This is a genomic window from Micromonospora sp. C51 (assembly GCF_018070435.1).
GTDB classification, from domain to species: Bacteria; Actinomycetota; Actinomycetes; order Mycobacteriales; family Micromonosporaceae; genus Micromonospora; species Micromonospora sediminimaris.
The window spans coordinates 1-12,932 of the sequence record NZ_JAGPXQ010000080.1 but is presented as its reverse complement, the minus strand read 5'-3'; the positions used below and the strand labels follow the sequence as shown (position 1 = coordinate 12,932).

The 12,932-nt window shown below is 69.4% G+C and carries 12 protein-coding genes; 6 read left to right on the top strand and 6 right to left on the bottom strand.

Going from position 1 to position 12,932, the window contains the following annotated elements; all coding sequences use genetic code 11:
• Positions 1–183: 183 nt before the first annotated feature.
• Complete coding sequence (locus tag KBX50_RS32260; RefSeq protein WP_210941622.1) at positions 184–831, bottom strand: TetR/AcrR family transcriptional regulator; 648 nt, start codon at positions 829–831, stop codon at positions 184–186.
• A 158-nt stretch (positions 832–989) separates the two neighbouring features.
• Between KBX50_RS32260 and KBX50_RS32255 the strand changes: the two genes are divergently transcribed.
• A complete protein-coding gene (locus tag KBX50_RS32255) occupies positions 990–1,538 on the top strand; it encodes an SDR family NAD(P)-dependent oxidoreductase (RefSeq protein ID WP_210941621.1) in 549 nt (182 codons plus the stop codon).
• Positions 1,539–1,590: 52 nt separating this feature from the next.
• Positions 1,591–2,514 (top strand): SDR family NAD(P)-dependent oxidoreductase, encoded by a 924-nt coding sequence (locus KBX50_RS32250; protein WP_307871140.1) that lies wholly within the window; start codon positions 1,591–1,593, stop codon positions 2,512–2,514.
• A 92-nt stretch (positions 2,515–2,606) separates the two neighbouring features.
• Here KBX50_RS32250 and KBX50_RS32245 read toward each other — a convergent pair whose 3' ends face one another.
• The 4 genes from KBX50_RS32245 to KBX50_RS32230 form a co-directional block, all read right to left on the bottom strand.
• Positions 2,607–3,275: a polysaccharide deacetylase family protein gene (locus KBX50_RS32245; protein ID WP_210941620.1), complete on the bottom strand. Its 669-nt coding sequence runs from the start codon at positions 3,273–3,275 to the stop codon at positions 2,607–2,609.
• Positions 3,276–3,366: 91 nt separating this feature from the next.
• Positions 3,367–4,560, bottom strand: a complete 1,194-nt coding sequence (locus KBX50_RS32240) for an endo-1,4-beta-xylanase (protein WP_210941619.1) — start codon at positions 4,558–4,560, stop codon at positions 3,367–3,369.
• Complete coding sequence (locus KBX50_RS32235; protein WP_210941618.1) at positions 4,557–4,829, bottom strand: hypothetical protein; 273 nt, start codon at positions 4,827–4,829, stop codon at positions 4,557–4,559. Before KBX50_RS32235 ends, KBX50_RS32240 begins: the two co-directional genes overlap by 4 nt.
• Before the next feature lie 160 nt (positions 4,830–4,989).
• Positions 4,990–6,612: a glycoside hydrolase family 43 protein gene (locus KBX50_RS32230; protein ID WP_210941617.1), complete on the bottom strand. Its 1,623-nt coding sequence runs from the start codon at positions 6,610–6,612 to the stop codon at positions 4,990–4,992.
• Positions 6,613–6,865: 253 nt separating this feature from the next.
• Between KBX50_RS32230 and KBX50_RS32225 the strand changes: the two genes are divergently transcribed.
• The 4 genes from KBX50_RS32225 to KBX50_RS32210 all read left to right on the top strand — a co-directional run bounded on the left by KBX50_RS32225 (position 6,866) and on the right by KBX50_RS32210 (position 11,734).
• A complete protein-coding gene (locus KBX50_RS32225; RefSeq protein ID WP_210941616.1) occupies positions 6,866–8,158 on the top strand; it encodes an extracellular solute-binding protein in 1,293 nt (430 codons plus the stop codon).
• Positions 8,159–8,257: 99 nt separating this feature from the next.
• Positions 8,258–9,295: a LacI family DNA-binding transcriptional regulator gene (locus tag KBX50_RS32220; RefSeq protein ID WP_210941615.1), complete on the top strand. Its 1,038-nt coding sequence runs from the start codon at positions 8,258–8,260 to the stop codon at positions 9,293–9,295.
• A gap of 128 nt (positions 9,296–9,423) precedes the next feature.
• Entirely contained in the window at positions 9,424–10,437 is a 1,014-nt protein-coding gene (locus KBX50_RS32215) for a LacI family DNA-binding transcriptional regulator (protein WP_210941614.1), read from the top strand.
• 268 nt (positions 10,438–10,705) lie between these two features.
• Entirely contained in the window at positions 10,706–11,734 is a 1,029-nt protein-coding gene (locus KBX50_RS32210; protein WP_210941613.1) for an NAD-dependent epimerase/dehydratase family protein, read from the top strand.
• Positions 11,735–11,746: 12 nt separating this feature from the next.
• On the opposite strand, the gene KBX50_RS32205 is transcribed toward KBX50_RS32210, so the two are convergent.
• A complete protein-coding gene (locus KBX50_RS32205) occupies positions 11,747–12,721 on the bottom strand; it encodes a nitroreductase (RefSeq protein WP_210941612.1) in 975 nt (324 codons plus the stop codon).
• Between the last annotated feature and the right edge of the window lie 211 nt (positions 12,722–12,932).

Below are 12,932 nucleotides of genomic sequence, written 5' to 3'. Positions count from 1 at the left end.
CGGCCTTGAGCAGATCGAGGACCTTGCGACGAAACTCCGGTGGGTATCTCCTCGGCACGTCTCTCCTCAACGAGCGACGAGCCTGACGAGTCAACCAACCCGACTCCACCGAACCCGGGGAACATCAAGTCCTCCACGATTCCAGGGGATTGACACTTCGCAGAGTCCCCTGTGCCCGGCTGGTCAGGTGAGACGTACCCCGTCGAGGAGCATGGTCAGACCTCGCTCGTAGTACTCCTGCTCGTCGGGCAGGCCGAGGAAGAAGTCGGCGGTTTCGGTCAGGTTGGGGTAGTCCTGCGGGGAGAGTGACTTCAGTCGCGCGCGCTTGGCTGTGAGCAGGGACTCCCGCAGGGCCGGGTCGGCGGCGGCGGGGTCACCCGGCTGGCGGATCACCAACCCGATCAGCGCGTTGAGCAGGAAAATGCTTAGCTGGGCGGCGGCCACCGGCGAGTGCCCCTCGGCGCGCAGCAGTGCGATGACCCGCTCGGCCAGATCGATGCCGGCGTCCGTGCGCATGAGGCGGATCGGCGTGATCTCGGCGAGGGCGGGGTGCGCGCGCAGGACGCGCAGCAGGGCCGTCATCACGGTACGCAGGTCGGCCTTGCCGCTGGCGGTCAGGTCCACCTCGCCGAGGATCCGTTCGACCAGCGCGTCGAGCAGGGCGTCCTTGTCCTTGAAGTGCCAGTACAGCGCCATTGGTGTGACGTTCCAGGCGGCGGCGACCCGGCGCAGCGTGACGGCGTCGAGTCCGTCTGCGTCGGCGATGGCGAGGGCGGTGGACAGGACCTCGTCGCGGTCGAGTCGTTCGGAGGCGGGAGGTCGGGGTGACATGCGGCTTACTTTATCTCGTAAAAGGGCACCATTGACGATCGGACAGAGGGGAGCTACCGTAGCTATACAAGGTAAATTTATGTGACATAGTTAAGGGGTGGGCATGACACGGACCGCCCTCGTCACCGGCAGATCGTCGGGCTTCGGCCCACCGCGCGGTGGAGAAGTTCCTCGCCGAGGGGCAGAACGTCGTCGCGACGCTGCGCGACCCGGCCCAGTGGGCCGGCGACCAGTTCCACCGGCTTATGGTGCAGGCCCTCGACATTCGCGACGAGGCATCGGTCGCTGAGGCTGTGACCGCGACTGTCGATCGTTTCGGCCGGCTCGATGTCGTCGTCAACAACGCGGGCATGGGCCTGTTCTCGGTCTTCGAAGCGGCACCGGCATGCACGTCATGGCCGCGCCCCCCCCGGCGCGAGCGCAACCGACTTCTTCGACGGCATCTCAGCCACAATCGGTCCGTCCGCCGACACCTCGGAAACCGTCTCGGCCCAGACCCTCCACAACTACGTTCGGCGGTGTGCGGTGTCCTACTCGGGCCCGTCAACCGGGTCCTGGCCTGGCCCGCGCGGCTGCTGCCGCGCACCGCCGTCGCCCGGATCGCTGGCGCCTCCAACCGTCTGCGGCGCCTTCACGGGTCGTCGACCTCACCCAGGTGCACCGCAGCCTCAGGAATCCGGACAACGCGATCAACGGCGATCTCGTGAGCAAGCGATACGCATCGGGCACGTCCACTGTCTTCAACAAGGGAGAATTTCTGTGACCCACACGATTGTCATGACCGGCGCGACTCAGGGTTTCGGCCGTGTCGCCGTCGAGCGCATCCTCGAAGGCGATCCTGAGGCGCACCTCGTGCTCCTTGCCCGTGGCGCCGCAGGAACTGAGCTCGCCGCTCATCTAGGCCAAGGCGGACGCGCCGTGACATCAATCCCGACGGACCTGTTGTCACTGGGCAGCGTCCGCGCGGCGGCTGACGAGCTGATCCAACGGCTCGATACCGGAGATCTGCCACCGCTGCGTGGATTCGTCGGCAACGCCGGCCGGCTCTGCACGAACAACGTCACGGAGAGCCCGGACGGGTTCGAGGCGACATTCGCTGTCAACGTCCTCGCCAATCACGTCCTTCTCCGCCTTCTGCAGGACAGATTCAAGGCGCCGTCACGGATCGTCCTCACCGTCAGCGACGCTCACTTCGGCGATTTTCGCCACAACGCGGGAATGATGCCCGCGCCGTCATGGCAGGACCCGGCGAGCCTGGCCCGCATCCGCGCGTTCCCGAAGCCGAACACCGTCACAGCGGGAGGGACCGCATACTCCACCAGCAAGCTCGCCGCGATATACCTCGTCCACGAGTACGCACGACGTTTGCCACAGGGCGTCGACGTTGTCGCCTACAATCCCGGGTTCGTGCCCGGCACCGGCCTGAGCCGCGAAGCAGGCGCAGTCGTCCGGTTCGTGGGGCGACGGATCATGCCGCTGATGACGCTGACCCCGATAGCCTCGAGCCAGAAGAGCGCCGGCCAACACCTCGCCGACGTCGCGCTCGGCCGCATCCCGGCACCGTCCGGTTCCTACATCGACCGCACACGAGAAGTCTCCTCGTCCAAGGAGTCCTACGACCCCGATCGTGAACGAAAGCTCTGGGAAACGGTAGAGGACCTGTGCCTGTCAATCGCATCCTGACATCCTGACCGCCCACGCGATCCTTTCGATGTGCGTGCATGATCTGAGCCGTGAGGCGTACGCCTGTCTGGGCGATGGCCGGTCGGCGGCCGTCAGCGGCCGTCGGCACTGGTGGGCAGGGCGAAGCGCCAGCCGTCCGCGGATAGGGCGGGGATGGCCCGGTCGACGGCGTCGACGGTCTGACTGCGATCGCCGCCGCCGTCGTGCAGCAGCACCACGGCACCCGGTGCGACGCCCTCGACGAGACGCCGCAGCAGTTCGTCCGTGCCGGGTGGTTCCCAGTCCGTGACGGCGAGCCGCCAGCCCATCGGCCGCATCCCGAGTGCCGTGGCCACGCTGGGTGTCTGGCCCCAGGCGCCGTACGGTGCCCGGAAGTAGGGGACCCGGATGTGCGGGACCGCGTGCCGGATGACCGCGTTGGTCTCCAGCAGGTCCGAGGCGATCCGTCCGGCGGCCCAGGCGCCCATGTCGTCGTGGTGCATGCTGTGGTTGCCCAGCGCGTGCCCGGCCGCGACGATCCGGCGGACCAGCTCGGGGTGCTCGATGACCCGGTCGCCCTGAAGGAAAAAGACCGCCCGGACGTCGTGGGCGGCCAAGATGTCGAGCAGGTGCGGGGTGTGCTCCGGGTGCGGTCCGTCATCGAAGGTGAGGCACACGACCCGTTCGGTGCCGATCACCTCGGTGGGCCGTACCGGTGGCGGTCCGACGCCCAGCCTGGACGCGGCAGGCGGGGGACGCAGGGGCTGCGTGGTGGACGACATCGGTCGGACCTTCCGCTGGTGGGCCGTGTGGGGCGCTCGGCGCCCCACACGGCCCGCTGGTGGTGGATGGCTGGTCCACCCGCCGCGACGATCAGCGGCGGGGCTTGGGTGCGGTGCGGGGCAGGACGAACGGCGGGCCGGCGAGGATCAGGTCAGACTTGATCTCGTGGTAGGCCAGCTTGGGCTGGTAGTTCTCGTCCATGATGGTGGCCAGGCCCTCCGGCGGGTCGTCGAACCAGCCGGGCACCCAGGAGTGCTTGTCGCTGAAGCCCCAGACGGTGTACGAGAGGCAGCTGCGGACGAGCAGGCAGGCCTTCATCAGCACGCTGTGGTTGGCGGCCGACGCCTGCAACCTGGGGTTGATCTCCTCGGAGTTGCCGGCCTGGACCGCCTCGGTCATCTGGCTGCGGACGTCCACCTCGGTGAACGCGGTCGCCACGCCGAGCGAGGTGAACTTCTTCAGCGCCTCGGTCACCTGGAAGGTGTTGAAGTTGCCGTACTGGGTGCCGAGGTGGCCCTGCGCGCCGACGCCGTCGATCGGTACGCCCTGGGCGCGCAGCCGCTTGACCATGTCGTAGACGAACTGGGTCTTGTCGTCGGCCGGGTTGCCGGAGCCGAACGCCTCGATGTTGTAGTCGTTGTAGAACAACAGCGCCCTGGGGTCGGCGGCGCGGGCCCACCGGAACGCGTCAGCGATGTAGCCGGGCCCGAGGTTCTCGGCCCAGAAACCCTTGTAGTGCAGGGTGGGCGGGGTGTCCCAGGGGTCGCTGACCGCCTCGTTGACGACGTCCCACTGCCAGATCTTGCCCTTGTAGCGCTTGACCACCGTGGTGATGTGCTTGCGCAGCAGCTCGCGCAGCTCCTGCTTGCTGATGGAGCCGTCGGCGACCCCCTCGGTCAGCCACTGCGGCAGCTGGTTGTGCCAGACGAGCACGTGACCCCGTACGCTCTGGCGGTTGCGCTTGGCGAAGTTGATGAGCTGGTCGGCCGGTTCCCAGTTGTAGGTGCCGCGGGTGGGTTCGAGACTCTCCCACTTCATGGCGTTCTCGGCGGTGACCGAGACGAACTCGGATCCGGCGATCTTGCGGTATTCCGGGTCGGCGCTGTCGTTGAGGGCGTCCGCGCTGACCGCGGTGCCGATCTGCAGGCCGTGGCGCAGGCCGAGGGCGCCCAGGGTCTTCGCGGTCGGGTCGTACGGCCGGCCGGCCGTGGCCGGCACCATGTTCAATGTCGCAGCGGTCGCGACGGCGACCGCTCCGACGGCCATCCACCGTCTCAACTTCATCTGCATTCCTCTCGATCTCCAATCGACAGATGTCGATCATGAAGCGCCGGGTTCGGGCCGGTGCTGAGCAGGTTGGCAGCGGTACGCGGCACCGTGGCCGGACGTGTCACATGGTCGCGGAGGGTGCCGATATTTTTCCGGATGTCGATCGGTAACTTGGCCGAAACGTTAGGGCCATCGATGGTCGCAGTCAACCACGAAAACTTCCGGAAGTGGCCCGTGTGCACTGCTGGAACGTCCGGTTTACAACCGGAAACTTCCGGATCCACGCCGGCTCCATGCCCCCTGATCGACTCCCCGCCACCCGTCGTGAAAAGTGGCCGGGCCGGCTCGCTCCCGCGGGTTCCGTGGACGGGAGCGAGCCGGCCCGGGGCTAGGGCCCGCCGGCAGCAGGTCGGTCGGCCGGCGTACGCCGCCGGTCGATGCGGATCAGTGTTCGAGATAGGTGGCGTGGTCGAAGTCGGCGTAGCGCCCGTCGCCGCCGATGTCCTGCACCCAGAGGCCGAGCAGGGCGCCGGTGAAGCCCCAGGCCGCCGGTTCGCCGTCGACGATCCGGGCCGCGTGTTCGTCCGAGAGGATGGTGGCGTCCAGTTCCACCGGCAGCCGCCGCCAACCGTCACCGAGGTCGTACGCGAAGTGCAGTACCGGGCCGTCGAAGGTGACCCGCAGGCCCACCCGCAGCCGGCCGCCGGTGTCGACGGTCAGGTGCGGGTACGCGGTGCGGTGGCCGCCGTCGCAGCTGAGCAGCTCCAGCACCGACCGTCCGTCATCGGCGCGGGTCAGGTAGAGGTGGTGCCAGTTCTCGGTGTTGTAGTAGCCGGTGATGCCCGCCAGGTGCCGATGGTCGCCCGGGTCGAACTCGACGACGGTCTCCAGCGAGCAGTGGACCGCACCCACCGGTCGCGCCACCAGGCTCGGCGTCTGCTTACCGACGGGGGACTGGCCACCGTGCACCCGCAGGTGCGACGGGCGGGAGCGCAGGTCGATCCAGTCGTCCGTCGCCGGTCGGCGCAGGGTCGACCAGCCGGGGCCCAGCTGCGGAGCGTCGAAGTGGTCGGTGGCCGGCTCGTCGGGCCACGGATGGGCCGGCAGGTCCGGGGCGGGGATCTCGTCGGCCGGCACCCGGCCGGGCACGCACGGCCAGCCTCCCGGTGACCAGTCGACCTTCTGAATTGCGGTCTCCCGCCCGAGTACGCAGTTGCCGAGGGGTGTGTAGGGACGAGCCACCAGGTGGGCCAGGTACCACTCACCACGCTGGGTGCGGACCAGACTGCCGTGGCCGGCCTTCTGGAGCGTCAGTTCCGGGCGGCCGACCGAGGTGAGCAGGGGCCCGGCCGGGTCCACCTCGTACGGCCCGAACAGATCTCGCGACCGGGCCACGGTGACCTGGTGTTCCCAACTGGTGCCGCCTTCGGCGGTGACCAGCCAGTACCAGCCGTCGTGCCGGTAGAGGTGCGGTCCCTCGGTCAGCCCCACCTCGGTGCCGGTGAAGATGATCCGGGGTCGGCCGACCAGTTGCCGTCGGGCCGGGTCATACTGCTGAATCTCGATGCCACCGAAGCGGTCGCGCCCCGGCCGCCAGTCAGCACTCATCGCCAGCAGCCAGGAGGTGCCGTCGTCGTCGTGGAACAGCGCGGCGTCGAAGCCGTGCGAGTGCAGCCGTACCGGGTCCGACCATGGTCCCGTGATGGTCGGCGCGGTGGTGAGGAAGTTCTGTGCGTCCCAGTACCCGCTGGCGAAGCTGGCGACGTCGCTGTAGACCAGGTAGAACAGTCCGTCGTGGTACGTGAGGTCGGGTGCCCAGATCCCGTTGGAGTCGCCGCACCCGCGCAGGTCGAGCAGGCGTCGTTCGGTGATGATCCCGCCGAGCTCCCGCCAGTGGACGAGGTCCTTCGAGTGGTGCACCCGTACGCCGGGGTACCACTCGAATGTCGAGGTCGCCAGGTAGTAGTCGTCATCGACCCGCAGGATGGACGGATCCGGATGGAAGCCGGTGAGGACGGGGTTGCGGATCGACCGGGCGATAGCCACGTCTGCGATCTCGGTCGACATGTTCGACTCCTTCAGGTCACGATCCCGGTTTATTCCCGGAAATACTCCGGAAGTGCCAAGATTGCGCTCACGGTATCGGCTGGCGTCCCCTCGCGACACCCCCTTGACCGGCGACGCAAGCCCGTCGTAACGTGCCGGCCATCACGTCGAAAATACCGGTATCGAAGCGAAACTTGCGATCCCGTTTTCATGGCCGCCGCTGATCGCGGTGGTGTTCCCTCCGCGTAACTACGCCTCCCCGAAGGGATGAAACATGACATCGCACCTCTCCCGCCGGTCGCTGCTGGGGTTGGCCGGCGCGGGCGCCGGCGCACTCCTGCTCGGCGGCTGCGGGGATGGGGACAGCGGCGCTTCCGAGAACCCGCAGAAGATCAGATGGTGGCACGTCCAGGACGCCGAGCCGATGCTCAGCGTCTGGGCTGACCTGGCTCGGCAGTACGAGAACGAGCACACCCACGTCACCGTCGAGGTACAGCCGTTGGAGGTCGAGGCGTTCAAGACCAAGCTGAACGGGGCGGTCGAGGCGGCAATGCCACCGGACCTGTTCCAGTCGTGGGGCGGCGGCGCACTGCAACAGCAGGTCGAGGCCGGTCTCGTCAAGGACATCACCAGCGAGGTCCAGGGTTGGATCGGTCAGCTGCTGCCTGCGTCGTTGCAGCCGTACACGGTGAACGACAAGATCTACGGAATTCCGTTCGACATCGGCATGGTCGGCTTCTGGTACAACCGGGACCACTTCGCCAAGGCCAACATCGAGACGCCGCCGAAGACCTGGGGCGAGCTGCTGGAAGTGGTCAACAAGCTCAAGGCCGCCAACATCGCCCCGATCGCGCTCGGCGGCAAGGACAAGTGGCCCGGGCACTACTACTGGGCGTACCTGGCGATGCGGATCGGCGGTCTCGAGGCGCTGCAGCGCGCGGCCGAGGACCGCAACTTCGACACGCCGGTCTTCATCGCCGCCGGCGAACGCCTCCGGGAACTGGTCGACATGGAGCCGTTCCAGAAGGGCTACCTGCGCGCGGAGTACGGGTCCGAGACCGGACAGGCCGCGACGATGGGCAACGAGGAGGCCGCCATGGAGCTGATGGGCCAGTGGGCGCCATCGGTGCAGGCGTCCTCCTCGACCAGCAAGCGCGGCCTCGGTGACCGCCTCGCCTTCTTCCCCTTCCCGGCCGTGGAGGACGGCAAGGGCTCGGCCACCGACGCGTTCGGTGGCGGCAACGGCTTCGTGGTCGGCCGCGACGCACCGCCCGCAACCGTGGAGTTCCTGCGGACGCTGCTCCAGGCGAGGAACCAGCGCCGGGCCGCACAGACCGGCGCGGTGCTGCCCACCAACCAGGCCGCAGTCGGCGGGATCAAGGACCTCAACAACCAGGTCGTGGCGGCGAACCTGGGCATCGCGACCGGCTTCCAGCTCTACCTTGACCAGGCGTACCCGCCGGCCGTGGGTCAGCAGGTGAACGAGAGTGTGGCACAGCTGATCGCCGGCACGAAGCGGGCGGACCAGATCGTCAAGGACATCACCAGGGTCGCGAAGAAGCAGTAGCGGGCGTCGCCGGCGCTCGGGCACCGCGCCGTCGCCGTACGTCAGCCCGTCGGCGTTCCTGCCGGCGGCGTCGAGGGATGAGCGAAGTAGGGAGGGCGCATGGCTGCCAACGACAACCGGACAGTGACCATCGCGGCCATCGCCCGCCTGGCGGGGGTGTCGGTGCCGACGGTGTCCCGGGTGATCAATGGTCGTTCGGATGTGGCTCCGCAGACCCGTGAGCGGGTGGAGGAGTTGCTGACGCGGCATGGGTACCGGCGTCGGCCGCCGAGTATGCGGGCCAGTTCGGGGTTGGTGGATCTGGTTTTCAACGACCTGGACAGTCCGTGGGCGGTGGAGATCATCCGGGGTGTGGAGGATGTGGCGCACGCTGCCGGGGTGGGTACCGTCGTGTCGGCCATCCACCGCCGCTCGTCCTCGGCGAAGCAGTGGCTGGACAACATCCGGACCCGGTCCACCGAGGGGGTCATCTTCGTGACCTCCACCCTCGAACCGCCGCAGCAGGCCGAGTTGCGCCGGCTGAACATCCCCGCCGTGATCGTCGACCCGGCGGGTGTCCCCGCCCAGGACGCGCCGACCATCGGCGCCACCAACTGGGCGGGAAGCCTGCGGGCGACGGAGTATCTGATCGGGCTGGGGCACCGGCGGATCGGGTTCATCGCCGGGCCGCCGCAGTTGATGTGCAGCCGGGCCCGCATGGACGGCTACCGGGCGGCTCTGGAAGCCGCCGGGATCCCGATAGACGACCGGTTGATCCAGGCGGGCAACTTCTACCACGAGGCCGGTTTCTCCGGCGGGGTGCGGTTGCTGGGGTTGACCGAGCCGCCGACGGCGATCTTCGCGTCGAGCGACCAGATGGCGCTGGGCGTGTACGAGGCGGTCCGGCAGCGCGGTCTGCGGATGCCGGACGACATCAGCGTGGTGGGTTTCGACGACCTGCCGGAGGTGCGGTGGTGTTCGCCGCCGTTGACCACGGTGCGTCAGCCGCTGGCTGAGATGGGTATGTTGGCGGCGCGGACGGTGTTGCGGCTGGCCCGTGGTGAGAAGGTGGAAAGCCCCCGGGTGGAACTCGCCACCGAACTCGTCATCCGGGACAGCGCGGCCGCGCCGCGTGCCGATCGGGGGTCCTCGGAGTGAACTGCGCCAACTACCGATAGTCGAGTGAAATTTCCGGCACTAGGGTGTGGGCGGGCGGCCGGTTGCCCGCCCTGGCCGCCCCGGGGCAGGGTGCGGGCTGTCGCCGTACCGGTTGGGTGGGGAGTGCCGTGGTTGCCAGAGACACCCGGAAGATCACTATTTCCGCGATAGCGGACCTGGCGGGGGTGTCGGTGCCGACGGTGTCCCGGGTGATCAATGGTCGTTCGGATGTGGCTCCGCAGACCCGTGAGCGGGTGGAGGAGTTGCTGACGCGGCATGGGTACCGGCGTCGGCCGCCGAGTATGCGGGCCAGTTCGGGGTTGGTGGATCTGGTTTTCAACGACCTGGACAGTCCGTGGGCGGTGGAGATCATCCGGGGTGTGGAGGATGTGGCGCACGCTGCCGGGGTGGGCACCGTCGTGTCGGCCATCCACCGGCAGACCTCCTCCGCGGAGCAGTGGCTCGACGGCATGCGCCGCCGCGGCACCGAGGGCGTGATCTTCGTGACCTCGATGGTCGAGCCACCCCTGCAGGCCGAGCTGCGCCGGCTGAGCATCCCGGTGGTGATCGTCGACGCGGACGGCCTGCCGGCCCGGGAGGCGACGACTATCGGTGCCACCAACTGGGCCGGGGGCCTGCGGGCGACCGAGTATCTGATCGGGCTGGGGCACCGGCGGATCGGGTTCATCGCCGGGCCGCTGCAGTTGATGTGCAGCCGGGCCCGGATGGACGGGTACCGGGCGGCCCTGGAAGCCGCCGGGCTGTCTTTCGATGAGGACCTGGTCTGCCCGGGCGACTTCTACCACGAGGCCGGTTTCAACGGCGGGTTGCGGCTGCTGGGGCTGACCGAGCCGCCGACGGCGATCTTCGCGTCGAGCGACCAGATGGCGCTGGGCGTGTACGAGGCGGTCCGGCAGCGCGGCCTGCGTGTACCGGACGACATCAGCGTGGTGGGTTTCGACGACCTGCCGGAGGTGCGGTGGTGTTCGCCGCCGTTGACCACGGTGCGTCAGCCGCTCGCCGAGATGGGCATGCTGGCGGCGCGGACGGTGCTGCGGCTGGCCCGAGGCGAACAGGTGGAAAGCCCCCGGGTGGAACTCGCCACCGAACTCGTCATCCGGGACAGCGCGGCACCGCACTAGCTACCGATATTTTTCCGGAAGTTGTTGACGCCGCATCCGGTGGGGCCGACGATGGGACTCGCCGTCCTTTCACCAAGGAACTGGCTGGTGGTGCCCGCCGTGCCCGCGGCACCGCCCGGCCGTGTCCGGCGGACGCCCACGCCGCCCGCCGGACACGGCACCCACCTTCCACCCGGCCCCGCACAGGTCGTCGGCTTCTGCCGTTGGCAGATCCGCTGACGGTGAACGAGCCACCCCGACGCCGCCGACAACGGGCAGGGTGGCTCACATGAAACTCCTCGTGCTGGGCGGGTCGGGATTCGTGGGCGGGGCGGTGGTCGCCGAGGCGATCCACCGCAGCTGGGCGGTGACGGCGTTCAACCGGGGGCGGCACGGGGCGCCCCCGGCTGGCGTACGGCAACTGGTCGGCGACCGTACCGCCGCCGACGGGTTGGCCGCGCTGGCCGAGGGGGAGTGGGATCTCGTCGTCGACACCTGGGACGGCGCACCCCGCGCCGCCCAGGCGACGGCGCGGATGCTGACCGGACGGGTCGGGCAGTACGTCTACGTCTCCAGCGGCTCGGTGTACGCCCGGCCGGTGCCGGCCGGGGTGACCGAACAGGCGCCGCTGGTGACCGCCGACCCGGACGATGTCGACGGTGATTACCCGACGCTCAAGGCCGGTGCCGAGCAGGCCCTACGCGCGGTGTTCGGTGACCGGGTGCTGCTCGCCCGGGCCGGGCTGATTCTCGGTCCCGGTGAGGACATCGGCCGGCTGCCGTGGTGGCTCAACCGTCTCGCCCGGGGCGGTGACGTGCTCGCACCCGGCCCTGCCGACCTGCCCGTGCAGTACGTTGACGTCCGCGACCTGGTGGCCTTTCTGCTGGACGCCGGGGCCGCCGGTCAGGCTGGAGCGGTGAACGTGGTGAGCCGACCCGGGCACACCACCATGGGCGAGCTGCTCACCGTCGGCGTTACGGCCACCGGCGCTGACGCCCGACTGCGCTGGGCCGAGCCGGAGCAACTGCTCGCCGCCGGTGTGGAACCGTGGAACGATCTGCCGATCTGGATCCCACCGGGGCACGAGTACCGGTGGATGCAGCAGATGGACGTCACCCGTGCGTACGCTGACGGGCTCAGCTGCCGACCGGTGACCGAGACCGTCGTCGACACCTGGGCCTGGTTGCGCCGGGTGGGTTCGGTGCCGGCCCGCGCCGGTCGACCGGCACGGCAGCCGGTCGGTCTGGACCCGGACCGGGAGGCCGGCCTGCTCGCGGCCCTGACCACCGACCGTCCGTCGCCGGTGCCACCCCGCTGACGGCCGGTCGCCTCAAGCGAGGTGCACCGGCAGGTCCAGCACCTCGTCCACCGAGCGGCGAGGGGTGGGCCAGCCCGGCTGGCCGTACCCGATCCGCATCACCATCTGCGGCGTGCCGAACCGTCCCAGCGACAGCCGGAGCTGCTCCCGGGCCGACGGCACCTCGATCGGTTGAGACAGCATCGACACGGACAGCCCGGCGTCGGTGGCGGTCAGCAGTACCCGTTGCAGCGCCTGGCCCGCGACCACCTGGTCGACGGCGGTGTTGCCGGCGGAGCCGAGCACCGCCACGAGTGGCTCCGGCTCGAAGTCGCGCCCGGGCGCCCGCTGGGTGCCGCCGAAGCCACGCGAGGGAAGCAGGTCCTGCGGCTCGGCCCGGGGACCGCTGGCGGTGACCGGGACGCCGTCCGGCTCGTCCCCGGCGCGTACCCACGCCTCGCGCTCCGCCCGGTAGGCGGGGTCGCGTTCGAGTACCCGGTGTGCGCCGCGAGCGATCTCGGCGAAGGCGTTGACGGCGCTCACCCCGATGAGCAGCTCCAGCCAGCAGTGTTCGGTCCGAGCCGCCTCACCCAGCCGCCAGCGAGAGTCGGCCGGGACCGGGTCGGGCCAGAACGGGGCACGGTTGCTGAACCGGCGTGGAATGGCCGCGTAGAGGCTCTGCTCGACGGGACTGGGTCGGCGCGGCAGGTCCGGCACCAGCCGGGCCAGCACGTCCGGTTCCGACGGGTACGGACGCAGTCGTACCGTCGCCGGGGCGCCGGCCACCGCCAGGGCGAGGCGCAGGTTGAACAGCGCGGCTCCGCCGGCGACGCGGGCGCCCCAGCCGCTCGGGTCGGTGGCGGGCAGCCGCCGGGTCGAGTCGAGGAGTACCTCGATCCCGCCGTCGCGCAGCCGGAACCGCCACGGCTGGACGTTGTGCAGGGACGGTGCCCGGACCGCGTCGGTCGCGGCGGCCCGCAATTGTTCGACGGTGTAGCCGGTTTCCATGGTCGGGCTCCCTCGCATTCGCCTGGTACCTCCCCACGGTGCGCCCCGCGCACCCCCACCCAGCAGGGCCACACGTCCCGAACCCCCAGGACCCCCCGCCCTCCCCGGCCCCCACCGCCAGGTTGACCCTGAAGTGGGTGTCGCGCCACGCCGGACCCAGCCGCACCAAATTCATGATCACCCGGGTGGGAGTGGGCGGGGGGTCCTGGGG